At 64.4% G+C, this 24,532-nt stretch carries 23 protein-coding genes and 2 pseudogenes; 21 read left to right on the forward strand and 4 right to left on the reverse strand.

Annotated elements, in window-relative coordinates:
* Window position 1 precedes the first annotated feature (1 nt).
* From HAP41_RS10465 to HAP41_RS50325, 17 genes and pseudogenes are all read left to right on the forward strand, one after another.
* Window positions 2-1,342 (forward strand): MotB family protein, encoded by a 1,341-nt coding sequence (locus tag HAP41_RS10465; RefSeq protein WP_166102747.1) that lies wholly within the window; start codon window positions 2-4, stop codon window positions 1,340-1,342.
* Window positions 1,339-2,523, forward strand: coding sequence for a chemotaxis protein (locus tag HAP41_RS10470; RefSeq protein ID WP_135216101.1), 1,185 nt, complete (start codon window positions 1,339-1,341; stop codon window positions 2,521-2,523). The genes HAP41_RS10465 and HAP41_RS10470 overlap by 4 nt, the downstream gene beginning before the upstream one ends.
* Window positions 2,520-3,845, forward strand: coding sequence for a flagellar hook-length control protein FliK (gene fliK / locus HAP41_RS10475; protein ID WP_166102741.1), 1,326 nt, complete (start codon window positions 2,520-2,522; stop codon window positions 3,843-3,845). Before HAP41_RS10470 ends, fliK begins: the two co-directional genes overlap by 4 nt.
* A complete protein-coding gene (locus HAP41_RS10480; protein ID WP_135216103.1) occupies window positions 3,796-4,377 on the forward strand; it encodes a transglycosylase SLT domain-containing protein in 582 nt (193 codons plus the stop codon). Before fliK ends, HAP41_RS10480 begins: the two co-directional genes overlap by 50 nt.
* Before the next feature lie 97 nt (window positions 4,378-4,474).
* Complete coding sequence (locus tag HAP41_RS10485; protein WP_166102736.1) at window positions 4,475-5,707, forward strand: flagellar hook protein FlgE; 1,233 nt, start codon at window positions 4,475-4,477, stop codon at window positions 5,705-5,707.
* 34 nt (window positions 5,708-5,741) lie between these two features.
* On the forward strand, window positions 5,742-7,217 hold the full coding sequence (gene flgK / locus HAP41_RS10490) for a flagellar hook-associated protein FlgK (protein ID WP_166102732.1): 1,476 nt from the start codon (window positions 5,742-5,744) through the stop codon (window positions 7,215-7,217).
* 3 nt (window positions 7,218-7,220) lie between these two features.
* A complete protein-coding gene (locus HAP41_RS10495) occupies window positions 7,221-8,267 on the forward strand; it encodes a flagellar hook-associated family protein (protein ID WP_085405302.1) in 1,047 nt (348 codons plus the stop codon).
* A gap of 53 nt (window positions 8,268-8,320) precedes the next feature.
* Complete coding sequence (gene flaF / locus HAP41_RS10500; RefSeq protein WP_166102727.1) at window positions 8,321-8,665, forward strand: flagellar biosynthesis regulator FlaF; 345 nt, start codon at window positions 8,321-8,323, stop codon at window positions 8,663-8,665.
* Entirely contained in the window at window positions 8,665-9,084 is a 420-nt protein-coding gene (gene flbT, locus HAP41_RS10505) for a flagellar biosynthesis repressor FlbT (protein WP_063981315.1), read from the forward strand. Before flaF ends, flbT begins: the two co-directional genes overlap by 1 nt.
* 15 nt (window positions 9,085-9,099) lie before the next feature.
* Entirely contained in the window at window positions 9,100-9,519 is a 420-nt protein-coding gene (gene flgD, locus HAP41_RS10510) for a flagellar hook assembly protein FlgD (RefSeq protein WP_071909979.1), read from the forward strand.
* On the forward strand, window positions 9,516-9,782 hold the full coding sequence (fliQ, locus tag HAP41_RS10515) for a flagellar biosynthesis protein FliQ (protein ID WP_014492683.1): 267 nt from the start codon (window positions 9,516-9,518) through the stop codon (window positions 9,780-9,782). Before flgD ends, fliQ begins: the two co-directional genes overlap by 4 nt.
* Before the next feature lie 76 nt (window positions 9,783-9,858).
* Window positions 9,859-11,940 carry a flagellar biosynthesis protein FlhA gene (flhA, locus tag HAP41_RS10520; RefSeq protein WP_071909981.1) on the forward strand — a complete coding sequence of 694 codons (2,082 nt, stop codon included), beginning with the start codon at window positions 9,859-9,861 and terminating at the stop codon, window positions 11,938-11,940.
* The gene (gene fliR, locus HAP41_RS10525) at window positions 11,937-12,689 is read left to right on the forward strand and encodes a flagellar biosynthesis protein FliR (protein WP_063981318.1); all 753 of its coding nucleotides are present in this window, start codon (window positions 11,937-11,939) and stop codon (window positions 12,687-12,689) included. The genes flhA and fliR overlap by 4 nt, the downstream gene beginning before the upstream one ends.
* 5 nt (window positions 12,690-12,694) lie before the next feature.
* Entirely contained in the window at window positions 12,695-13,114 is a 420-nt protein-coding gene (locus HAP41_RS10530; protein WP_166102722.1) for a hypothetical protein, read from the forward strand.
* On the forward strand, window positions 13,111-13,602 hold the full coding sequence (locus HAP41_RS10535; protein WP_166102719.1) for a rod-binding protein: 492 nt from the start codon (window positions 13,111-13,113) through the stop codon (window positions 13,600-13,602). Before HAP41_RS10530 ends, HAP41_RS10535 begins: the two co-directional genes overlap by 4 nt.
* A gap of 39 nt (window positions 13,603-13,641) precedes the next feature.
* Window positions 13,642-14,152, forward strand: a pseudogene (locus HAP41_RS50320) (flagellar biosynthesis protein FlgN).
* Window positions 14,149-14,607, forward strand: coding sequence for a hypothetical protein (locus HAP41_RS50325; RefSeq protein ID WP_014492689.1), 459 nt, complete (start codon window positions 14,149-14,151; stop codon window positions 14,605-14,607). Before HAP41_RS50320 ends, HAP41_RS50325 begins: the two are co-directional and overlap by 4 nt.
* Before the next feature lie 122 nt (window positions 14,608-14,729).
* Here HAP41_RS50325 and HAP41_RS10545 read toward each other — a convergent pair whose 3' ends face one another.
* Window positions 14,730-15,500: a response regulator transcription factor gene (locus tag HAP41_RS10545; protein WP_028147148.1), complete on the reverse strand. Its 771-nt coding sequence runs from the start codon at window positions 15,498-15,500 to the stop codon at window positions 14,730-14,732.
* 374 nt (window positions 15,501-15,874) lie between these two features.
* Here HAP41_RS10545 and HAP41_RS10550 point away from each other — a divergent pair.
* Together HAP41_RS10550 and HAP41_RS10555 are read left to right on the forward strand one after the other, a co-directional pair.
* Window positions 15,875-17,186, forward strand: a pseudogene (locus HAP41_RS10550) (IS1380 family transposase).
* A gap of 735 nt (window positions 17,187-17,921) precedes the next feature.
* A complete protein-coding gene (locus HAP41_RS10555; RefSeq protein ID WP_166102716.1) occupies window positions 17,922-18,854 on the forward strand; it encodes a hypothetical protein in 933 nt (310 codons plus the stop codon).
* Between the two features lie 13 nt (window positions 18,855-18,867).
* Here HAP41_RS10555 and HAP41_RS10560 read toward each other — a convergent pair whose 3' ends face one another.
* Complete coding sequence (locus HAP41_RS10560; protein WP_166102713.1) at window positions 18,868-19,449, reverse strand: MarR family winged helix-turn-helix transcriptional regulator; 582 nt, start codon at window positions 19,447-19,449, stop codon at window positions 18,868-18,870.
* A 545-nt stretch (window positions 19,450-19,994) separates the two neighbouring features.
* On the opposite strand from HAP41_RS10560, the gene HAP41_RS10565 reads away from it, so the two are divergent.
* Both HAP41_RS10565 and HAP41_RS10570 read left to right on the forward strand, forming a co-directional pair.
* Entirely contained in the window at window positions 19,995-21,221 is a 1,227-nt protein-coding gene (locus HAP41_RS10565; protein ID WP_248577229.1) for an MFS transporter, read from the forward strand.
* A 101-nt stretch (window positions 21,222-21,322) separates the two neighbouring features.
* The gene (locus HAP41_RS10570) at window positions 21,323-22,210 is read left to right on the forward strand and encodes a dienelactone hydrolase family protein (RefSeq protein WP_166102705.1); all 888 of its coding nucleotides are present in this window, start codon (window positions 21,323-21,325) and stop codon (window positions 22,208-22,210) included.
* Between the two features lie 58 nt (window positions 22,211-22,268).
* On the opposite strand, the gene HAP41_RS10575 is transcribed toward HAP41_RS10570, so the two are convergent.
* Together HAP41_RS10575 and HAP41_RS10580 are read right to left on the reverse strand one after the other, a co-directional pair.
* Complete coding sequence (locus tag HAP41_RS10575; RefSeq protein ID WP_166102700.1) at window positions 22,269-23,537, reverse strand: serine hydrolase domain-containing protein; 1,269 nt, start codon at window positions 23,535-23,537, stop codon at window positions 22,269-22,271.
* Window positions 23,538-23,657: 120 nt separating this feature from the next.
* Entirely contained in the window at window positions 23,658-24,506 is an 849-nt protein-coding gene (locus HAP41_RS10580; protein ID WP_166102695.1) for an NAD-dependent epimerase/dehydratase family protein, read from the reverse strand.
* Between the last annotated feature and the right edge of the window lie 26 nt (window positions 24,507-24,532).

Consider the following 24,532-nt stretch of genomic DNA (forward strand, 5'->3'; position numbering starts at 1 on the left):
CATGGAAGAAGTCAAGCACGAGCTGGTGATCATCCGCAGGCGCAGCGCCTTCGCCGAGGAGGCGCATCACGGTGGCGTCTGGAAGATCGCGTATGCGGACTTCATGACCGCGATGATGGCGTTCTTTCTGGTCATGTGGCTGCTCAATGCGCTCAACCAGGACCAGAAGCAGGTGGTCGCGAGCTATTTCAACCCGATCAAGCTCGCGGAGAACGCACCCGCTCCGAAGGGCCTCAAGGATCTCAGCAAGAAGGAGCCGACGCAGTTCGAAGGCCAGGACGGCAAGCGTCAGCCGGCCGGGCCGAACGAAGAACGTCGCGGAGACTCGCCGACGGCGGAGAAGCCTGCCTCCTTCGAAGAGAAGGTTCTGTTTCGCGATCCCTACGCGACGCTTGCCGAGATCGCCAACAGCGCGAACCAGTCCTCGGGCCAGCGCCGCGCCGGCGCGCTGACCTCCGCCGAAGAGGACGGCCTCAAGGGCGGCGATGCCTACCGCGATCCCTTCGATCCCGGCTATTGGAAGTTGACGCCGCAGACGTCCAAGGATGCGGATCACTTCGTCGACAGCGAGCCAAAGCCGAACGCGTCCGCGCGCGACAATGCGTCCGGGACAGGTCAGGGCGAGCCGCAGGCGCAACGTGCCAAGCAGGACGATGCCGGCGGTAGCGTGGCTCCAAACGCGGACGCGTCGTCTGCAAGCCTGTCGCCGCTGCTGCCGCCCGGGCCTGCGCCTTCGCAGGCTCAACGCGATGGCAGTGCTCAGGCGAATGCGCCGCAACCGGGCGCCCAGGCTGGCGCTCAAGCCAATGCCGCCGCGCAGCCACGCCCCGGCGATCAAGCAAAGAATTCCGATCCGCGCGCTGCGGCACAGACCCAGCAGCCGACCGTCAAGCAGCTACAGTCCGCGATCGCGGATGCGCTGTCGGACATCAAGGCCGGTGCGGGCCCGGTGGCCGAGGTGCGTCAGGTCGAGGAGGGCCTTCTGATCAGCCTGACCGACGATGCGAGCTTCGGTATGTTCGCGGTCGGCTCGGCCGAGCCACGGCCCGAACTGATCCGCGTGATCGACAAGATCGGGCCCCTGGTGACGAAGCGCCAGGGTGTGATCATCGTGCGCGGCCACACCGATAATCGGCCGTACAAGTCGGAGACCTACGACAATTGGCGGCTGTCGACGGCGCGCGCACAGATGGCCTATTACATGCTGGTTTGCTCCGGCGTCGATGCGCAGCGGATCGAGCACGTCGAAGGCTATGCCGATCGGCGGCCGAAACTGACGAATGATCCTGCTGCCGCTCAGAACCGCCGGATCGAGATCCTGATCCGGGAGAAGCGCCCTTGATCAGGCCGCTCCTGCGCGCCGCGCTGCTGCTGCCGTTCACGACGGTATGCGCGTTTGCCGATCCGGCACCGTCCCCGGCATCGACCTCGGGCGAGCCCTATGAGCTCGTGCGCACCTTGCAGGCGGTGCAGGATGGCATTGCCCGTGGCGACACCGCTGCGCATGGCAGCCATATCGCGCTGACCCGGCAGGTCGGCGAAAAGTTCCTCGCCGCCGATCCCGGCGTGTGGAGCAACGCGCAGAACGGCCAGGCCGTCATCATCTATTTGCTTAGCGGCGGCGGGCCGCAGGTCGTCCGAAAGCTGCCGCGCGACAAGCTGAACGTCGACGAGCGGCTGTTCAACGGTGCGCTGGCCTATGTCGAAGGCCGCCAGGACGAAGCGCGCGAACTGCTCAAGGACGTCAAGCCGCGCACGCTGCCAACGGGCCTGGGCGGACAGGTCGCGCTGGTCCAGGGCGCGCTGTTCGCGCGCGCCGAGGCATCGCTCGCGATCGAGCGTCTGGACGACGCGCGGCTGCTGTTGCCGGGCACGCTGGTGGAGGAGGCGGCACTGCGGCGCGAGATCCTGCTGGTCGGGCAGGCCGAGGATTTCGACAAGTTCGAGTTCCTGACGCTCGCCTATATCCGCCATTACCGCAACTCGGTCTATGCCGGGGACTTCTGGCAGCGTTTCGCCTCCGGCCTGACGCAATCGAGCATTGCTCTCGACGAGCGCCGCTTTGCGCGGATCGTCACTCTGCTGGAGCAGATCGACCGCGCGAGCCGCCTCAAGCTTTATCTCGTGATCGCGCGCACCGCGATGGTGCATGGACGGCTGGCGGTGACCCGGCTTGCAGGCGAGCGTGCGCTGACGCTCAGCGCCGACGCTTCGGAGGATCGCGAGCGCGCGCATTTCTTCCGCGGCGTCTCGCGGGCGCTCACTGACGAGTATGACGGCGGTGTCGCCGAGTTGAAGGCCCTCGACCGCTCGAAGTTGCCCGAGCGCGACGTTCCGTTGCTGAATGCGACGTTGCAGCTCGCACTCGATGTCCGCAAGCCGTTCGCGGGCGGATCCACCGCCGCCGCCGACAAGCCTCCGGTCACGCCGGCGCGTCTCGATCTCGCCGCGTCGACCGAGACGCTTGCGCGCGCGCGGAAGCAGCTCGGCGAACTCGAACGCCTTACCAGGGATCGCCCATGACGAAGCTCAGTGGAACCTCCGGACAGGTCTTTTCGGGTCTCGCCGAAAGCCTCAACGTGCGCGGCGCATCGCGCTCGGGCAAATCCGCCGGAGCGAAATCGCCGGCAGATTCGTCGTTCAACGATCTGCTGCACACCGTCTCGAATCTCGCGAAGCGTGCGCTCAACGACGAGGGCGGCAACACGAGCGCGAAGGCCGGATCGTTGCGAACACACCTCGCGCGCCCGACCGACAAGGACAAGACGGTGCGGGAACGCATCGATGCCGATGACGAGCCCGAACCCATTCGCAAATCGTCCGACGAGAAAACGGAAAAATCGCCGGAGACGCAAACTCCGGTCGACCACAGCGCGAAGACCGATGTTTCGGCCCGATCGAGCATTCCGGCGGTCGTCGAACAGCAGTTCGCCGCCGTGCCGGCCGTGAAGCCGCAGCTGCAATCGCCGGCGGGCGACAAGAAGGACGCGCCTGCGCGCGACGAGCGCTCTGCCTCGACGAAGCGTGAGGTCCAGGGTACCGCGAAGGTCACGTCTGCCGAGCCCGCGCCGCCCGCTGCCGCTTCAACGGGCACGCGCTCGCAGGCCGCGCCTTCGCAGGCGGCGGCAGCCGCGCAGCAAGGCAGCGATGCGTCCTCGAAGGCAATGCCCGCGACGCAAGGCTTCGAGGCCGTCACGGCCAATGTCGAACGCGCCGTCAAAGCCTCGGCGCGGGACGCATTGCCCGAAGCGACCAAGGTCACCGTGGTCCAGCAGGAGACCCATCTGCCGCCGGCGCAGTTCAGCGCTCCGCAGCAGGTCGCCAACGCAGTCGTCGCCGAGCTGAAGGAGTCGCCGGCTCCGACGGCGTCCACCGCCCCCGATCTCGCGACGTCGCAGACCAATGCGCCTGAGCCGCTCAAGATCCTGACGATCAATCTCGAACCGCCGGCGCTCGGCAACGTCACGGTACGCCTTCGCCTCGTCGGCTCGGAGGTTTCCGTTCACCTCGCGGCCGCGCGCAAGGACACCAGCCTGATGCTGGATCAGCAGCGCGAGTCGATCCGCGATCTCATGCAGTCGGCGGGCTATGTCGCCGACGTCGCGCCCGTGCAGCACGGCTCGCTGGACGGATTCCAGAGCGGCTCCGGCCAGCCGCAGCCGCAGCTCTCCGGCCAGCAACAGCCATCGTCGCAGTCGCAAGGCACGTTCGGCGGCGCCGGCACGTCGTCCGGGCAATCGGACGGCGGTGCCAAGCAGGCCCGGCAGGAGCGCCAGTCCAACCAGGAGACGCGTCATGACCAGGACGTGGGCCCGCAGATTCGTCGCGGTCCTGTTTATCTGTAACGCGGGCGCCGCGGCAGCGGCGACCGACAACGCGCGCCCGTGCGAGCGCGAGATGGCGCGTGCGTCCCAGCAGCACGGCATTCCGCTCGGCATTCTCTATGCGGTCGGTCTCACCGAGACCGGGCGGCGCGGTGCGCTCTATCCTTACGCGCTCGGCGCCGACGGCCAGACCGTGTTCGCCAAGGACATGAACGACGCGATCGCGAATTTCGAGACGATGCGCAGCAAGGGCATCAAGCTGATCGACCTCGGCTGCATGCAGATCAACCATTATTATCACGGCGACAAGTTCACGTCGGTGCGCGCGATGTTCGATCCCGCGAAGAACGTCGAATACGCCGCTCGCTTCCTGAAAGAGCTGAAACAGCGCGAGGGCAGCTGGACCATGGCGGTCGCGCGCTACAACGCAGGCCCCAACAATCAGCCCGCGCAGAAGCGCTACGTCTGTCACATCGTCGCGCATCTCGTCTCCAGCGGCTTCGGCGCGTGGACCGACAAGGCGCGCTCGTTCTGTCAGCCGAAGACAACGTGACCGCTACAACCTGAAAGTTGTGCACGGATCCTAATCATCAGCTCCGCGCAAGCAAGAACCCGCATTGTAGATACAACCTGACAAAGGAGCCTACTTCATGAGCCTGTATGGTGTTATGCGCACCGGCGTTTCCGGAATGAGCGCGCAGTCCAACAAGCTGTCGACGGTTTCGGACAACATCGCGAACGTCAACACGACCGGTTACAAGCGGGCTTCGACGGAATTCTCGTCACTGATCCTGAAGAGCGGCTCGGGCAATTACGACTCCGGCGCCGTCGAGACGACGGTTCGCTACGCCATCAGCGACGCGGGACACACGCAGTTCACCACGTCGACCACGGACCTCGCCGTGCAGGGCAACGGCTTCTTCGTGGTGTCGAACGCCGCCAACACGCAGCAATATCTGACGCGCGCCGGCTCGTTCGTGCCGGACGCCCAGGGCAATCTGGTCAACGCGGCCGGCTACTACCTCCTGGGCCAGCCCGGTAAGGTGACCAATTTCTCGCAGAACAGCCTGTCCGGCATGCAGATCGTCAACATTGCCCAGGTTTCGCAAGTGCCTGTGCCGTCGACGGCGGGAACGCTCACGACCGGCAATCTGGATCCGAAAGCGGCTGTGATCGCCGGTCCGCCCGGGCCGGCGTCATATTCGTCGAAGAGCTCGATCGTGGCCTACAACAATATCGGCCAGGCCGTTACGCTCGACGTCTACATGTCCCACACGGCGACGGCCGCCGGCTCTGACACCTGGCAGCTTCAGGCTTACAACTCCGCGACAGGTGCGTCGGTCGGCGCCGCCACCACTTTCACCTTCGATACGACCGCAGCCGGCAAAGGCACGCTGGCCGCGGCGAGCCCGACGACTCTCGCCCTCACCGTTCCCGGCGGTGCGGCGATGAGCCTGGACCTGTCGAACATGACGCAGGTCGGAACCGACTTCAGCTTCAAGGCGACTGTCAATGGCAGCGTTCCATCGGCCATCGACAAAGTCGATGTCGACGATTCGGGCTTCGTGACGGCGATCCTCAAGAACGGTCAGCAGCTGACGCTCTACACCATCATGCTCGCCGACGTCGCGAGCCCCGACAACCTGACGCCGGAGCCCGGCAACGTCTATTCGACCAACATGAATTCCGGCAACGCGCAGGCCGGGAATGCTGGTACCGGCGGTCTCGGCACTGTCCAGTCAGGCGCGCTGGAAGACTCCAACGTCGACCTCGCGGACGAACTCACCGGGATGATCGAGGCGCAGCGCGGCTTCACTGCGAATTCGAAATCGTTCCAGACCGGCGGCGATCTTCTCGACGTCGTCGTCAACCTGAAGCGCTGAATCCTCAAGCGCTCATTCCGGGCAAGAGCAAATCATGTCCCTTACCGCCGCTCTCGACTCCGCTCGTGCGTCGCTCATGGCGTCGGGTATCCAGTCGTCGACGATCTCGCGCAACATAGCCGGTGCCAGCGCCGCCGGCTATTCGCGCAAGATCGCCGTGCTGGACAATCTCCCCGGGGCCGGCGTCTATGTGGCGGCGATCCAGCGCGCCGCCAGCTCGGGTCTCTATAATAACGTCCTGATCGCGACGTCTGGGTCCGCCAAGCAGAATGCGATCCTGGACGGTCTTCAGAAGATATCGGCCTCGACTGTGGACGATCCCGAACTTGGGCAGTCGCCGGCCGCCCAGCTCAACAAGCTGAAGCAGGCGCTCCAGCAATATGCCAACGCTCCGGACAACACCACGCTGGCGCAGGCGGCGGTCACGTCCGCCAAGGACATGGCGACCGCGCTCAACCAGGCCACCAAGACCGTGCAGACGCTGCGCCAGGGAGCGGACGCCGACATGGCGACTTCGGTCGGGAATATCAATCAGCTCCTGACCCAGTTCGATAAGGTCAACACCGCGATCGTGAAGGGGACGATCGCCGGCGACGACGTCACCGATTATCTCGACCAGCGCGACAACATCGTCTCGAAGATGTCGCAGGAGGTCGGCGTCTCGATGACGCTGCGCGCCAACGGCGACGCGGCGCTCCACACCGACAGCGGTGTCGTGCTGTTCGACAAGACGGCGCGCTCGGTCAGCTTCGCTGCGACCAACATCTATACGCCCGGGACCACCGGAAATGCCGTCTATATCGACGGTGTCCCGGTCACCGGCGCCAATTCCGTGATGCCGATCAAGACCGGCAAGCTCGCTGGCCTCGCCCAATTGCGCGACAACGCCACGGTCACGTATCAGAGCCAGCTCGACGAGGTCGCACGCGGCCTTGTCGAATCCTTCAAGGAGGTCGACCAGTCCGGCGCCGCGCTGCCCGACCGGCCCGGCCTCTTCACCTATCCCGGCTCACCCGCGATGCCCGCAAGCGCGACCGTCTCGGTCGGCCTGGCCGGCTCGATCAGCGTTGCCGCGTCGGTCGACCCGGCCCAGGGCGGCAATCCCAACCTGCTGCGTGATGGCGCGATCAGCGGCAACGTCGCCTACAGATACAACACCACCGGCAATGGCGGCTACTCGACCAGGCTGCAGCAGCTGATCGGCAACATGGATGCGTCGCAGCCGTTCGATGCAACCACGCAAGGCAAGCCGAGCGGCAGCTTGATCGACTTCGCTGCGTCGTCGACGAGCTGGATCGAAAACCAGCGCAAGGCCGCGGACGACAACGCCACCTACCAGAACACGCTGCTCGACCGCAGCTCCGCGGCGCTGTCGAACGTCAGCGGCGTCAACATGGACGACGAGATGTCCTTGATGCTTCAGGTCGAACGTACCTATTCGGCGTCGTCGAAGATCATCTCGACCGTCGACCAAATGTTGCAGAGCCTGCTGGCCGCCGTGGGGAACTAAGTCATGATGAGCGCCAACTACATCTCGACCCTGATGCTGTCTTCGTCGTTGAGGTCCTCGATCACGAACAATCAGGCCGCGCTGACCAAGGCCTCGAAGGAAGCCACCACCGGCCGCTTCGCCGATGTTGGCCTCGAGCTTGGTGCCACGACGGGAAGCGACATCACCCTGCGGGCGGACCTGAGCTTCGCCGATCAGCTCGTCGATACCAACGGGCTCGTCTCGGGGCGCCTGGACACGACGCAGAACCGGATCACCCAGCTGGGCGCAACCGCAACCTCTTTCCTCAAGGACCTGATCGCGGCCCGCAGCACCGACGGCGGCGGGCGGATCATCCTGCCGCCTGCGTCCGCCAACCTCCAGGATCTGATCGGCGCGCTGAACGTCTCCTATAATGGCTCGTATCTCTTCTCGGGGGTCAACACGCAGAACACGCCGATCACGGCTTACACCGCGGGTTCGGCCAGCAAGAACCAGGTCGATGCCGATTTCCTTGCGACCTTCGGCTTCTCGCAATCCTCGGCCAGCGTGAGCACCATTACCCCGGCCCAAATGCAGACTTTCCTCAACACCACCTTCGATGCCGAGTTCGCGAGCCCGGCCTGGAACACCAATTGGTCAACGGCCACCGACCAGACCATGCAAAGCCGTATCTCCACGACCGAGATCGCCGATACGTCCGTTAGCGCCAACCAGATCGGCTTCCGTAGGCTCGCCGAGGCCTACACCATGATGGCGGATCTTGGGAACGCGAACCTGAGCCAGGACACGTTCCAGGTCGTCGTGGACAAGGCCATCGGCCTCGTCGGTAACGCCATCACTGACCTCGCTACGCTCGGCGGCGGCGTCGGCACGGTCCAGCAGCGGGTCACCGGCGCCACCGAAAAGCTCAAGACGCAGCAGGACATTCTGAACAATCAGATCGTCAAGATGGAGGCCGTCGACCCGACGGAGGCCTCGGTCCGGGTCAACACCCTGCAGACCCAGATTAAGACGGCGCTGTCGCTGACGTCGCAGCTCCAGCAGATCAGCCTGATCAACTATCTCTGAGCCGGGGTCTGTAACTTTGTCTTGTTGTTCGGTCTCTGCGCAGAGTGGTTCTGATGACGTTTGAAGCCTATGAAGCGGTCGTCGATGATAGCGCCTCTGAGGCGCGGGGCCGCGAGCGGCAGGCGCTCAGTCTCGGCATCGACCGGCTCGAGCGGGTCCAGGGCGGGCGCTTCAGCTTCGAAGATCTGGTCGAGAGCCTGCTCTACGTGCGGCGGCTGTGGACGATCTTCATCGAGGATCTCGCCCATCCGGAAAACGCACTCCCGGAAAAGCTGCGCGCCGACATCATCTCGATCGGCCTGTGGGTCGTCAAGGAAACCGATCGGCTTCGCGAGGAGAAGTCGAACGACGTGATGCAGCTCATCGAAATCAACCGCCTGATCCGAGACGCGCTCTGATGAAAATATCCTTGCGGGCGGGTGAGCGGATCTACGTCAACGGCGCAGTGCTGCGCGTGGACCGCAAGGTCTCCGTCGAGCTCGTCAACGACGTGATGTTCTTGCTCGAAGGGCAGGTCATGCAGGCTTCCGACGCCACTACGGCGATGCGGCAGCTCTATTTCATCGTCCAGCTCATGCTGATGAACCCGACGGATATCGGCGCCGCAGTCGCGCTCTACGGGGAGCATCACGCGGCCCTGCTCGCGGTTTGCGAGAGCCGTGAGATGCTCGACGGGCTCGCCACGATCCACGAGCTGGTCCGCACGACCCGCTATTTCGAGGCGCTCAAGCGGATCCGGGGACTGTTCCCGGTAGAGGACGCAATCCTGGCCGGCCTGGCCGGCGTCGCCACCGAGATCCCATTCGAGGCTGCCTGACAGCGGAGAGGCTACATGAACGTCAACAGCGCGACCGACAGCACCAGCAAGTCCAATGCGACCAGTTCCACGAAGAACACGGCGAGCAACACCGTCGACTACAATACCTTTCTTCAGCTCCTCGTCGCCGAGATGAAGAACCAGGATCCCACCAATCCGATGGATACCTCGCAGTACATGAGCCAGTTCGCCCAGCTCTCGACGGTCGAGCAGGCCATGCAGACCAATTCGAAGCTGGATGCGCTGCTGTCGTCGCAGTCGCTGTCGCAGGCCAACGGGCTGATCGGAAAGACCGTCAGCTTCACCGACGCGACCGGAGCGACCTTCAGCGGCAAGGTCGTTTCGATCTCCATCAACAACGACGGCTCCATCGCAACCCTCGAGAACGGCACGAAGGTCGCGGTCGGGCCCGGCCTTACGATCAGCCAGTCATGAACGAGCGGGACGCCCTCGACATCGTCCAGGCGGCGATCTGGACCATCATCGTCGCCTCCGGCCCCGCCGTTGGCGCCGCGATGCTCGTCGGCACCGCCATTGCGCTGATCCAGGCGCTGACCCAGGTCCAGGAGGTGACGCTGACCTTCGTGCCGAAGATCATCGTCATCCTCCTGGTCGTTGCCGTCTCCGGTTCCTTCATCGGCGCCCATCTCTCCACCTTCACCGAGATGGTCTATTCGCGGATCGAGCACGGCTTCTGATCCGCGCGAGCCCGGCCACCACCCTCGCGTAAGCTTTGCACGGCAGATTGCGGGGCGGACCCTCTGCCGGTGACCCATGGCCGATACATTAGCTGCTAGCCTGCCGACCCCGCGACGATTGGGGGCCGACGCCTTTTTCGCGGGCGGTATCGTGGCCATGCTCACGATCCTGTTCCTGCCCATACCGCCGATCCTGATCGACCTCGGCCTCGCCTTCTCGATCGCGCTGTCCGCGCTGATCTTGATGGTCGCGCTGTGGATCCAGCGGCCGCTCGATTTCTCCGCCTTCCCGACCGTGCTGCTGATCGCGACGATCCTGCGGCTGGCGCTCAACGTCGCGACCACACGTCTGATCCTGTCGCGGGGCGGGGAGGGCGAACAAGCCGCGGGTCACGTCGTTGCCGGCTTCTCGAAGTTCGTCATGGGCGGCGACTTCGTCATCGGTCTGATCATCTTCGCGATCCTGGTGACGGTGAATTTCGTCGTGATCACCAAGGGTGCAACGCGTATCGCCGAAGTCGGCGCCCGCTTCACCCTGGACGCCATCCCAGGCAAGCAGATGGCGATCGACGCCGATCTCTCCGCGGGCCTCATCGACGACAAGGAGGCCCAGCGCCGGCGCCGCGAGCTCGAAGAGGAGAGCGCGTTCTTCGGCGCAATGGACGGTGCTTCGAAATTCGTCCGCGGCGACGCAATCGCCGGCCTGATCATCACGGCGATCAACATCTTCGGCGGCATCATCATCGGCGTGACGCATCACGGGCTGACGTTGTCGCGTGCCGCCGACGTCTACACCAAACTCTCCGTCGGCGACGGTCTGGTAACGCAGATGCCGGCACTGATCGTGTCGCTGTCGGCGGGCCTCCTGGTCTCCAAGGGCGGCACCAGGGGGTCGGCGGAGCAGGCCGTGCTGAGGCAGCTCGGTGGCTACCCGCGCGCGGTGTCAGCGGCGTCGTTGATGATGTTCGTGCTCGCCTTGATGCCTGGGCTGCCGATGGCACCCTTCGTGCTGCTCGGCGGTGCCATGGCCTTCGTCGGCTACTCGCTGCCGCGGCGGCAGGCAGCGCGGGAGAAGAAAGAGCATGCGCGCAAGGCCGACGAGCGCGCCCAGGCCGATGCCAAGGAATCCGTCAAGGAATCGCTCAAGACCGCAGAGATCGAGGTGTCGCTCGGCGGCCATCTGTCGGTCCATCTGCTGGGCGCGCGCACCGAGCTTGGGCACCGGGTCAGCAAGCTCCGCAAGAAGTTTGCCAAGCAATACGGCTTCGTCATTCCGGAGATCAAGCTCAGCGACAATCTGTCGATCGATCCCAAGGGATACCAGATCCGGATCCACGACACGCGTATCGCCCATGGCGAGCTGCGGCTCGGCGAGGTGCTGGTGCTCGTCGACAAGGACGGCAAGCCCGACGTGCCCGGCGAGGAGGTGATCGAACCCGCTTTCGGCATGAAGGCGCTGTGGGTGACGGAGGCGTTCACCGACGAGGTCAAGCGTCAGGGCTGCAAGCCGGTCGACAACCTGTCGGTGCTGCTCACGCATCTGAGCGAAGTGCTCAGGGCAAATCTCGCACAGCTGCTGTCCTACAAGGACATGCGCGGGCTGCTCGACCGTCTCGATCCCGAATACAAGCGCCTGGTCGAGGATCTCTGCCCGTCGCAGATCTCCTATTCGGGCCTGCTGGCGATCCTGAAGATCCTGCTCGCCGAGCGCGTGTCGATCCGCAACCTCCATTTGATCCTGGAGGCCATTGCCGAGATCGCACCCCATGTGCGGCGCTCCGAGCAGGTCGCGGAGCATGTGCGGACGCGACTCGCCCAGCAGATCTGCGGCGACCTTTCCGACAACGGTGTGCTGAACGTCGTCCGCCTCGGCAACCGCTGGGACCTGGCGTTCCACCAGAGCCTGAAGCGCGACGCCAAGGGCGAAGTCTTCGAATTCGACGCCGATCCTCGCCTGATCGAGCAGTTCGCAACCGAAGCCAGCGCCGCGATCCGAAAATTCACCGAGAACGGCACCAGCGTGGTTCTGGCGGTCACCCCCGAAGCCCGCCCCTATGTCCGGATGATCCTGGAGCGGGTGTTCCCGACCTTGCCGGTCCTGTCGCATGTCGAGGTCGCGCGCAGTGCCGAGATCAGGGCGCTGGGGGCCATATCGTGATCAGCGGCCTCGCCGACAGCGTGCTGGTCACGTTCATCGTGTTCTGCCGCATCGGCGCCTGCCTGATGCTCGTGCCCGGCTATTCCAGCGTCAACGTTCCGGCCCAGGTTCGCCTGTTCGTCGCGCTCGTCACGACGTTTGCGCTGACGCCGATCCTGATCTCGGTCCTGAAACCTCTCACCGACAACGCCGCGCCGCTGACGCTTGCGCTTCTGATCTGCTCCGAGCTTGTGGTCGGCAGCGTCATCGGGCTCGGCGGGCGCGTGTTCTTCCTCGCGCTGCAGACCATGGCAACCGTGATGGCGGGCGCGATCGGGCTGAGCAACATCCCGGGAACGCCGGTCGGCGACACCGATCCGGCGCCGGCTCTGGTCCCGCTGATCATGGCAGCCGTCACCACGCTGTTCTTCATGACGGACCAGCACTGGCAGGTCCTACGCGGGTTGATGAACTCCTACGACGTCTGGCAGCCCGGCAACAGGATCGGCGGCAGCATGGCGCTCGAACAGCTCGTCAGCCGCCTGTCCGAGGCGTTCGTGCTGACGCTGCGGATCACCAGCCCCTTCATCGTCTATTCGGTCATCGTCAACCTCGCGGTCGGCCTGATCAACAAGCTGACGCCGGCGATCCCGGTCTATTTCATCTCGGTGCCCTTCGTGCTGTTCGGCGGCTTCCTGCTGCTCTACCTCACCAGCGACGAGCTCCTGACGCAATTCATGCTGGGCGTCTCGTCGTGGCTGGCGGAGTGATGGTCATGACGTCGCGCGCGGACAAGCTCGGCCGGATGGTCTCGCTCGTGAAGCTTCAGCTCCGGTTGTCCGAATGGCAGCTCGCGCATCTGCGGCAGCAGGAGCGCAGCTTGCAGGACGAGCAGGAATGGCTGGTAGGAACCCTCAACGAGGGCAAACCGCCGGCGGGCTCGTCGAGCGATTCAATCGCGCGGCGCCTGAACAGGACGAGCGCCGGTGCGCGCGCGGTCCAGGCGCAGGCGTCGCAGCAGCTCGACCAGGTCCGCGCGGACGCCCGCCGTGTGAAACAGCTCGAGCAGGTCGCGAAGGCCGCGCTCGCAGACAAGCTTCGCGACGCGGAGGCGCGCTCGCTCGAAGAGATGACGGGAATAAGCCCCGCCGTGCGCGACTGGACGCCACGGCCAGCCAGCCGGAACAAGACATGATCGTGACAGCGACGCCCGACCTCGTTCTCGATGTCCTCGATGCCGCCGACCCCGTGACGCAGCGGGCGGCGACCGCGAAGCTCGATGCACTGAAATCGTCGGACGCCGATTTCGCCGCCACCATGGACGCGGAGGTCGGCAAGGCCAAGGCGGCGACTGCCGATCAATCCGCGGCGCAAGCTGCCGAAGCGCAGCAGCCGGGTGTGGTGAACGGGCCGCCGGTGCGGGTGATCAAGGCGCCCGCATCCGGCGAGGTGTACCGGAAGTTCGAGGCGTTCATTCTCCAGACCTTCGTCGAGACGATGCTGCCGAAGGAGTCGGAGGAAGTCTTCGGCAAGGGCACGGCCGGCGGCGTCTGGAAGTCGATGCTGGCGGAGCAGCTTGGTGCTCAGCTGGCAAAGGGCAAGGGCATTGGCATTGGCATTGCCAAGCAACTCGCCGCTGCGCAGCCGGCGGGGCCCGGCGTTACGGAAAAGACCGGATCATGATCCGGGAATGGGTGACAGAAGTTGAGGGGTGAATTTCCTATGCAAGCACAAGAAGGTGCGGCGGTCCTGGTGGTGGAGCAGCCGGTCGTGGACGCCGAGGCGATGACGCTGGAAGCGACAGAAGGCGATGCGTTCTTGCCTGCGCTGCTGCCGAATCTCGGCGGTGACGTGGTGAACGACGGCACCGACGCGGCGAGATCGGACGAGGTGCGTGGCCTGCTGTCTGCGATCCGCCGGCTCGAGAACATCGTCGAGGAGGAGACGGTCGCGCTCTCGACGGGCAAGAAGATCGATTTCGACGACTTCAGTGCCCGGAAGAGCCGGAGCATGCTCGAATTCGTCCGCTTGATGCGGGCACGGATGCATCTCGGCAACGAGCTCGAGATCACCGAGGAGATCCAGCGGTTGCGCGAGAAGCTCGAGCGAAACCGTTCCATCCTCGAAATGCATTACGATGCGGTGCGTGAGGTCGCGGCCATCATCGTCAAAGCGATAGGAAGCCGAGTCGGACGGCACCTATACCGGTCGCACAGCACAGGACGGAAAATGATCAGACTCGTGCTGGCCGGGCTCTGGGTATGCATCCTCACCGCGGGCACGAGCTATGCCGTGGCCTATTGGAAGGAAAACGGCAGCCTTCTGCCGGCGAAGGACGAATATCTCGACGGCCTTCAATACCAGAAGACGCGGGCGCTGAGCGTGCCAATGGTCGAGGGCGGCAGCGTGCAGGGCTACATCGTGGCGCGCTTCGTCTACACCGTTGAGGCGCGGATCATGCACCAGCTCAACGTCCCTCCGGAGCCGTTCGTCGTCGACGAGGCCTTCCGCAGGATCTATGCCGACGACCGCCTCGATTTCAGGAAGCTCGCCCGTTACGACCTTTCCATCCTCACGACGGCCATCAAGCAGCGCGTCAACGAGCGGATGCAGGCCGACGTCGTCCAGGACGTCCTGGTCGAGGACTTCAACTATGTTTCGAAGGAAGAATTCCAGCAGAAGCCGTAGCTGTCGCGGCGCCGGCATCGCGAGGCCGTTGTTCCGCCATCCCTGCCGCTGAAAGTGCAACGGCCTCTGCGAAGGGTACTCCGCAGAGGCCGTTGTCGTTTTCGTGGCGGTGCCCTGCCGCGTCAGTTTCCGGCCGGGTACGCCGCCGGGGCGGCATGTGCCCTGTTCAGGAGGATGCCGACCTCGTCGAGTTCCTGCATCGGCACGTCGATGGTCTCGCCGGCCGGGATGTTGAGGCGGTATCCGACGTAGCGCCGGGCCACGATCGCGTCGAAGCCGAGGCGGTCGCGGAGTTTCTTGCGCAGCTTGCTGACGTGGCTCTCGATCACGCTCTCGTCGAAGGTCGACTCGAAGATGCCGTAGACCGCGTTGAAGATCTGCGTCTTGGTGATCCACTTGCCGTGGTTGCTGACCATATACTCGAGAATGCGCAGCTCGCGGCGGGGTAGGGTGAGAGCGTGGCCCGCGATCTCGGGGTCACGTCCGTTGAAGAAGACCTGGATCCTGGTCTCGCAGGGCCTCGGCAGCTCGCCCACCCGGCGGCGCGCGATTGCGGCCGTTCGGGCGAGGATCTCGCGCAGGTGAATCGGTACATGGACGACGTCGTCGACGCCCGATTCGAACAGCTCAAGCGTGTTCTTGAGCATCTTCTGGCCGCTCATGGCGATGATGGGCGCCGAGGAGCGCTTGCGCATCGCCCGCGGCAGGCTTCCGCGGGCATCGCAGTCCCCGAGGAGAAAGGCGTCGACCGCCGCCAGATCCGGTTCGCTCGCAGATTGCAGCCAGTCCCAGAATTCTCCGGAGGAGAAGCCGATCGACGATACACCTTCGCGAACGAGCCCTCCAACGTAGCTGTTCGTGACGCTCTCGCGATCATCAACGATAATATACATTAGTCTTTCGCCCCTGTTTCGCACTTGTTGCGGCCGGATGGTTGTTGTGATGCCCGGCTCGGCAACCATGCTGTTTGACGATATTTCCATCCCACGAACCGTTACTATGGTTTCGATATTCGCGGGTAGCCCTACGCATTCAGTGCCTGCGTGTGCAGGCCTGCTACTTCGACTCGATACTGAACGCTTACTGCGTGAGGCTCGGCGGGTGTCTTACGGATCACCTCGCGGAGCGGATTGAGACAGACCTAGCCCGTCTTATTCGTCAGAGGGCGCCCGAGAGGCTGGCGAGCGTGGTGTAAAGCGCTGAAGCGGCGTAGGATTCGGTTGCAAAGCCAACCCCATCACCTTCAGCCGCGAACAGCACGGCCGCCATGACCGATGATACGATTCTGCCCTTCTCGTTTCCAGCCGTTCACGCCAAGAAAGTCACAGCTGCCTTCGATGGCGGTCGGCTGACCTCGAACGGGGGCGTGATGCTTCTGGCGATGGCCGAGCGGCGCCTCGGCTTGGCCGACAATTTGGCCCGCGTGTTCCCGGATCGGCGCGATCCGACGCGGGTCGTGCACAGCCTTGTCGATATGTTCCGCGCGCGCATGTTCGCGATCTGCTGCGGCTACGAGGACGCCGACGACCTCGATCATCTGCGGTCCGATCCCGCATTCAAGCTGGCCTGCGGACGGCTGCCGGACACGGGTCGCGATCTGTGTTCCCAACCGACGCTGTCGCGGCTGGAGAATGCTCCGCGCCTTCGACGCATGGATGGATAGCTACCCGCGCGAGCCGGCATCCGTCACGCTCGACATCGATGATACCTGCGATGTCGTCCACGGCCATCAGCAGCTCTCGCTGTTCAACGCTCATTATGACGAACGCTGCTTCCTGCCGATCTACGTCTACGACACGGAGAAGAGCCGGCCCGTGGCGGTCGTGCTGCGGCCCGGCAAGACGCCGGGCGGCGTCGAGGTGCGTGCCCATCTGCGCCGCCTGATACGGCATATCCGGACGCGGTGGCACAACACGCGAATTACGTTCCGTGGCGACGGGCGCTATGCCCGGCCGGAGGCAATGGCGTGGTGCGAGACCAACGGCATCGACTACATCTTCGGTCTGTCCGGCACCAAGCCGCTCGCCAGAAAAGTCGACGAGGCCGCCGACGGCATCCGCACGCGACGCGCCATCGAGAACCTGCCGGTTCTGCGTGGCTATACCGAGACGCGCCACAAGGCAAAGTCCTGGGATCGCGAACGACGTACCGTCGCCCGTATTGAGGCGACGATGCTCGGCCTCGACATCCGTTTCGTCGTCACCAGCCTCGATGTCGGCTCGGCCGAGTGGATCTACGACAGCCTGTATTGCGCGCGCGGCCAAGCCGAGAATCTGATCAAGCTGCATAAGACGCAGCTCGCCTCCGATCGCACCAGCTGCCGTTCGGCGCTCGCCAATCAAGTCCGCCTCGTTCTCGACACCGCCGCTTATTGGCTGATGCTGACCGTGCGCGACGCGATTCCCAAAGCCCGGGAATTGGCCACAGCCGAGTTCGCGACGCTGCGTCTTCGTCTCTTGAAACTCGCTGCCCGTGTCGTCGAGACCACGAGCCGCATTCGCCTTGCGTTTGCCGCGGCATGTCCCGAAGCCGACCTGATCCGCGGCTTGCCAGGCGCGCTGCTGCCGCTCGGTCCTTGACCGGCGAGGCGTCCGCCCCCGTTCGCCCAACCTACACCTCAAGCGCGTTGCAAAGTGCCGGTCGTCAGGCGGTGAAAGGCCGAAGGCAATCCCGCGCGCCTCGTCAGAGCAGATGTGCGGCCACATCAATCGGACCAAAAAAACGCACTCTCACGAATAGGACGGGCTAGAACAGTTGCGCCAACTTGCCGATTGCGTCCGAACGCACCTGAACCGTGTCGATCTCCTCGCCAACTGGCGAGAATCACTTGAGTAGGACCGTAACAATTGCCGATTTCCGATCAAGCGCGCGCAGCAAAGCGGTTGCTATGCGTGTTTGATGCTGTTGATTCGTTTCTGGTTGTTTCTTTGTATGTTCGATCGCATCAGTTGATTTGGCAATCGAACTAGTTTTGCACCGTAGCGTTTCTAAGGTTCCGCATCCCCGCGTAATCACAGCTGTTTTGCGCGGTGCTGCGGGTCATGCGCATAGCGGGGTTTTCAACCCGGGATTGACTCTCCTGCTGGTGTTTCCCCATGCGACAATTCGACTCATGTATGGCGAGGCGACTCCAGCTTGGCGAAATCTTGGCGTGTGTGTGTCTTTCGAGTCGCACTCTCGCCACGTCCATGACGCTTTTGACTCATGCGACGTCGCATCGGGCGCGATGAAAAGTTTTCGCTGCGCACGTTTCAGGCAAGCTTCGGCAAATAACTTCACCGTTCGATAGATCGAACCGAACGGAGCATTTTCACATGTTGTCCGATGGACAAGCTCGTCCCAACGCGACCGCTGATGTTTCCGCGGCGGCGAAGCCGGCTCCGGATGCGCGCGATACAAGCACGACACGGACGGCCAAGCCCGCTGCAAGCGCGAAGCGTGTGTCGGCTGCGGCGAACGACGAGACTCTGGCGAAAGAGGCGCTCGAGGGGCTGAAGCGCATTCGCGCCAAGGCGCGCCTCGACAAGATGGCGATACCGAAGCCTGCGCCGACCGTGATGAAGCCGGCCGTGATCGTGGCCAAGCCGCCGCCGCCGCGTCCGACATGGGTCGCGCCGCTCGCAACATTGGCGGTCGCTGCGATCCTGGTGGTCTGTGCCTGCACCGGCGTGATCGCCTATCTCACCACGCAGCCCGCCCAAAGCAACGTTGCCGCCAATACGGAGATCAGGAATCTGCGCGAGACTGTCGCGCTGCTGCGCAAGCAGGTGTCGGGCGTGTCCGAAAATCTCGACGGCCTGCGCACCGCGGTCGATCAGTCGAGCAAGGCGACCAACGATCGCTTCGGCAGGTTCGCCGAGAATCTGGACCGTATCGAGCGGGTGAGCTCGTCCTCGACGGTGAAGCTGGACAAGCTCGCCCAGGCTCAGGCGCAAGCGCCGGCACCGGCGGCCGTTGCTTCGCAGCCGCCCTCGCAGACGATGCCGATGATGGCCTCGGTTGCCGCGCCCGAGATCACGGGTTCGGTTCCTCCGTCGGCGCCGCGCAAGGTGGTCAAGGGCTGGTCGGTCCGCCAGGCCTATGAGGGAATTGCGATCCTGCAAGGTCCGAACGGCGTCATCGAGGCTGTGCTTGGTCAGCAGGTACCCGGCCTTGGCCGCATCGAAGAGATCAAGAACGAGAACGGCCGTCTGGTCGTGGAGTCCAGCGGTGGCGTCATCTACTCGTCACGCAAGGCGACGCCGTGATCAGGGCCGTCTCCTATTGGCGATGATGCTCGAAGCTGGTGCATAGCAGATCGATCTCCGCCTCAGCGATCGGCGCGCGAAACAGGCGGCAGCTGAACTCGGCGGCGCCGGGCTTGCCGTCCGTGGCGGTGCGATCTTCGCGCAGGAAGATGCATCGCTTGCAGACGTCGGTATGGTGCCGCTGCTCGGCCGCGTCCGCCTGATCGAGCACGTGCCGGAGCGTGTCGCGAAAGCGGATCTTGGTCTCGTCGTCGAGGACGGCGATCGGCTCGAGGAGAACGCTGATGGGGTCGCGCACCAGGAACTTCTTGCCCTGCTGCGTCACGCTCAGCGTCACCGAACGCTTGTCCGTCGCGGAGCGCTTTCGCTCCAGATATCCGAGCCGCTCCAGCTCGCCGATGATGAAAGAGGCGGTGCCGCGCGTGGTGCCGACGTAGCTCGCGAGCGCCGAGGGCGTCCGCGAGAAACGGTTGGCGCGGGACAGAAAGCGCAGGGCCATCCATTCGCGGTCGCGCAAGCCATGCTTGGTGCCTTCGAACCACAGGATGCGGGCCATCTGTCCCAACAATTCGATCGCTTCGCGAGCTAAAATCATTTCAGTTCCAGGTCGGACAAGCTTTATTCAATTGAGCCTTTGGTAGCGCAATCTGGGTGGACGAGAATGAAGTTCTCGGGCGATTCTTCGTCCGTTGCCGGATGGAGGGACCGCGCTCGGGAAGTTGCATCCGTTGTGCAGATGGAACTTCCGGCCGTGGAACTAGAGCGTCACACAGAAAGTTCGAGTAAATCGCACGGCTCAACTCTTCTGAAAATTTCAGTCAAATCACGACAGCTTGCGCGTGAATTGACGGTGATGTGCGACGCCTGAGCAACATGATGTGTCATTGTCGCCACTGCGAGGCCCATTTGTTGCGGCCTGGAGTTTCGAATACGCAAAAGGGCGCATCACCGGCAACGCCTGGCGATGTGGCTGGCCGGGAGAGAACCCTCTCTTTCGGTTAATGGATGTTGCGACGCAATGCAGCCAGACGGTTAAGTCCGGCAAACGAGCGAATCCAGGGAGTCAAAGTGTCGTTGGGAATTGAGCAAGCGGCGCCGTTCAACGTCAAACGAGCAGCATTCGCAGCCACCATCGGCAACATGCTCGAATTCTACGACTTCATTACCTACAGCTTCTTCGCCATCCAGATCGGCCATACCTTCTTCCCGACCGGAAGCGAGTACGGCAGCCTGATGCTGTCGCTGGCGACCTTCGGGGCCGGCTTCGTGACGCGGCCGATCGGCGGGATCGTGCTTGGCATCTATTCCGACCGGATCGGCCGTCGGCCCGCCATGCTGCTGAGCTTTGCGTTGATGGGAGCTGCGATCCTGACCATCGCGCTCACGCCGTCCTATCGCATGATCGGCGTCGCCGCGCCCATCATCGTGATTGCGGCGCGCATGGTGCAGGGCTTCGCCCTCGGCGGCGAGGTCGGACCGACCACCGCCTATCTCCTCGAGATTGCCCCGTCCGAGCATCGGGCGCTGGTCGTGGCATGGCAGCCGGCGAGCCAGGAGATCGCGGCGACCGCCGGCGCGCTGGTCGGCGTCATCCTGAGCATGACCATGGCGCCGGAGATGCTGGACTCCTACGGCTGGCGGGTGGCGTTCCTGATCGGGGCCGTCTGCCTGCCGTTCGGGCTCTGGATGCGGCGGACACTGCCCGAGACGATTCCGCATGCCGATGCCGGTGTCGCAGCGAAACAGCGCACGGGTCACCTCTCGCAGGCCCGGCGTCACCTCGGCGTCATCGCGCTGGCGCTGATGATCCTGGCCAGCGGCACGATCTCGACCTATGTCACGCAATACATGACGACCTATGCGCAGAATACCCTGCACGTGTCGTCGACACTGGCTTTCGCCGTGTCGCTCGTCAGCAACGGCATTCAGTTCGTCGGCGCACTGGTCGGCGGATGGCTCGCCGATCGTCTCGGCCGCAAGCCGATCATGATCTGGCCGCAGCTCGCAACCCTCCTGCTCACCTATCCGACCTTCCTGTGGATCGTCCATGCACCGGGCGCGCTGTCGCTCCTGATCGGCTTCGGCGTGCTATCGATCATCGGCTCGCTGCCGTTCACCGCGTTCTATGCGACCTTCACCGAAGCGCTGCCCCAGAACATCCGCGGAGGCGTGTTCGCGACCGTCTACGCGGTGGCGATCGCGAGCTTCGGAGGTACGGCGCAGCTCGTGGTCACCTGGCTCCTCCACGTCACCGGCAATCCGCTGGCACCGGCCTGGTACCTCCTGCTTGCGGCGATCGTCGGACTTGTCGCAATGAGCCTGATGCCCGAAACGGCGCCGGTGAAAAGACGTCAGGGCCTGGCCTGAACGCGAACATGCTCGCAGGCTGGTGATTTGCGTTTCGCCGGCAATTATCGGCGAATGCGCCGCCTGAGGAATCAGGGCCAAGCATCAGGAAGGATCGACCGATGAGCTTCGAAACCACCATGACATCCGACGTCGTCGGGCTGACGAAAGTCGCCCCGGTCTCGCGCCGCGGATTCATGAGCGCCACCGCGGCCGTCGCTGCCGGCTACACGCTTGCGGCCGGTCCGGTCCGTGCCGAAATCATCACGACAGATACCGGCGGCCTCCAGGCTGGCGACACCAGGATCAAGGTCGGCTCCGAAGAGATGCCGGCCTATTTCGCGCGCCCGGCCGGCAACACCAAGGCGCCGGTGATCATCGTGGCGATGGAGATTTTCGGCCTGCACGAATACATCAAGGACGTGACACGGCGCCTCGCCAAGCTCGGCGCATTCGCGGTCGCGCCCGACTATTACTTCCGCAAGGGTCTCGATCTCACCAAGGTCACCGACATCAAGGATCTGCTGCCGGTCGTCAATGCCAAGCCGGACGCCGAGCTGCTGTCCGATCTCGATGCGACGGTGGCGTGGGCGGGATCGCAAGGCGGCGACACCACGAAGCTCGGCATCATCGGCTTCTGCCGGGGTGGCCGCAATGTCTGGGAATACGCTGCCCACAGCGGCACCCTCAAGGCTGGTGTCGCGTTCTACGGTGCGCCGGTCGATACCGCCAATCCGGTGTGGCCGAAGAGCCCGCTTCAGCTCGCCCCAGAGATGAAGGCGCCGGTGCTCGGCCTCTATGGCGGCGCCGATACCGGCATTCCCGTGGCCCAGGTCGAGCAGTTCAAGGCGACGCTCGAGCAGGACAAGAAGGTCGCCGAATTCAAGATCTATCCGCAGGCGCCGCACGGCTTCCATGCCGACTATCGCGGCAGCTATCGCAAGGATGCGGCGGAAGACGCCTGGAAGCAGGCGCAGGCCTGGTTCAAGAAGTACGGCGTGTTGAGCTGACGCCAGATTCGAAAAGGGCGGCCCGAGCGGCCGCCCTTTCTATTCCAGCGCGCCGGTCTCACTTCACCATCGCGCCATAGACGATGTCCTGCACCTGCTCGCGATAGTATTTCCTGAGCTCGCCCGGCGCCGCCGTTCCCACCACCACGACGAGACGCTCCTTGGGATCGCAGAAGAACTGCGTCCCGTAGGCGCCGTTCCAGGTGAACTCGCCGGGATTGCCGGGGACCGACGACAGCCCCTCGCTGGTCCGGACCGCGACCGCGAGACCAAAGCCGAAGCCGGCGCGATGCGGCTCGATGTTGGCCACGTTGTTCTTGATCTCGGGACCGAGGTGGTTGGTCGTCATGTGATGCACGGTCTTCGGGGAAAGAATGCGCTGGCCGTCGAGCTCGCCGCCGTTGAGCAGCATCTGGCCGAAGCGGATGTAATCGCCCATCGTCGCGAACGAGCAGGCACCGCCGCAGTCGAACTTGGTCGGGGTGTCCAGCAGCTTGATGGCTTGCGGCTTCCCGGTCAGCGGATCGTTGGCAAACGGGCGGGCGAGGCGAGGTCGCTGCGCGTCGGTCGGGTGGAAGGTCGCGTCCTTCATGCCGAGCGGCTGCCACACATTGGCGGCGAGATAGTCGCCGAGCCTCTGCTCGCTGACCTTCTCGACGACGGCGCCGAGCACGTCGATCGAGAAGCCGTATTCGAACTCGGTCGAGGGCTGATGTGCCAGCGGCAGTTTCGTGATGCGGCCGATGAAGGTCTCAGTGTCGCCTTCCACCGCCGGGGCGACGCCATCGGGGTATTGCCGCGCCACCGGGCTCGATGAGTCGGGGCGGCCGCCATACATCAATCCGGACGTATGCCGGTAGAGATCGTGGATGAAGATCGGGGAGGCCTGCGGTTCGAGCTTGAGCGAGCCATTGGCCTCGGTCGCGCCGACCTTCATGTCGGCAAAGCCTGGATAGTAGTCGGACAGCTTCGCCTGGAGCGGCAACTGGCCTTTTTCCATCAGCGTCAGGCCGGCGACCGCCGCCATCGGCTTGGTCATCGAGGCCAGCGCGAAGATCGCGTCGACCGGCATCGGCGTGCCCTTGTCCGGATCGAGCATGCCGTAAGCCTTGTAGTGCACGAGCTTGCCGTTCCGCGCCACCGCAACGACGGCGCCGGGGACGCGCTTGGCGGCGATCTCGCGCGCGAAGAAGCTGTCGAGCCGCGCGAGACCCTGCTTCGAGAAACCGGCGTCATCAGGGTTGGCTTCGGGCAGTGGTGCGGCGCGCGCCGCACCGAACGTGATGACGGCAGCCGCCGCCGCGATCATGGCGATCGTCTTGTTCATTGGATTCTCCCAAGGCGAGCTCGTTCTGCGGTGGCTCGCCGAGCGCTTAGATCACAATTGCACCAGAGCGAAGTCAAGCGCGGGCGCGGCATGTCTGGGACGCGCCGAGATAGCCGGAACCTATCGTCCTTGCCCTGCGCGCCACAGCGCATCCAGGCCATGCCGATAGGTGGGATGGGCAAGCGTGACACCGAGCTCGTGCTTCAGTCTCTCGTTGGAGACCCGGGCACTGCTGGCGTAGAAGCTGCGGGCCATCGCCGACATCTCGGCGGTCTCGAACGGCTCTTCGGGCGGCGGCGCAAGGTCCATCAGCTTCGCCGCATAAGCGATCACATCCTGCGGCGGAGCCGGCTCGTCGTCGCAGACGTTCCAGGTGCCGCCGTCACCGTGCTTCACCGCGGCCATGATCGCGCTCGCGATGTCGTCGGCGTGGATGCGGTTAAAGACCTGTCCCGGCTTGACGATGCGCCGGGCCGTCCCCGCCCGCAGCGTCATCAGCGCGTTGCGGCCGGGCCCGTAGATGCCCGCAAGCCGCAGGATCGCGACGTCGCCGCGCGCCGCGGCGGTCCAGGCTTGCTCCGCCGCAACGCGCGTTCGCGTGCGGTCGAGGGTGGCCTGCGGCGGCGTGCTCTCGTCCACCCAGCGGCCTGCGTGATCGCCATAGACGCCGATGGTGGAGAGATAGACGATCTGCCGCCGCCGGCCCGCGAGCGCGTCGCCAAAGGCCGTAACTGCGGGGTCGCCCGCGCTGCCGGGCGGGATCGATATGAGAAGGACATCGGCGTCGCGGACTCGCTCGACCACCTCGCGGGCCGGACTGCTGCCGGAAAAGGCGTGCATCTCGATGCCGGCAAGGTCGTTTCGCTTGCCGGGATCGCGCACGGTGCCGGCGATATGCGAGAAGGCGCCGCCGAATTGGCCGACGAAATGCCGGGCACTGTAGCCGAGGCCGAGGATGAAGAGCCGCATGCGTCTGCCGTGCTGGAGTTCCGCTC

The sequence above is a fragment of the Bradyrhizobium barranii subsp. apii genome, from assembly GCF_011516635.5.
In the GTDB taxonomy this organism is placed as follows: domain Bacteria; phylum Pseudomonadota; class Alphaproteobacteria; order Rhizobiales; family Xanthobacteraceae; genus Bradyrhizobium; species Bradyrhizobium barranii.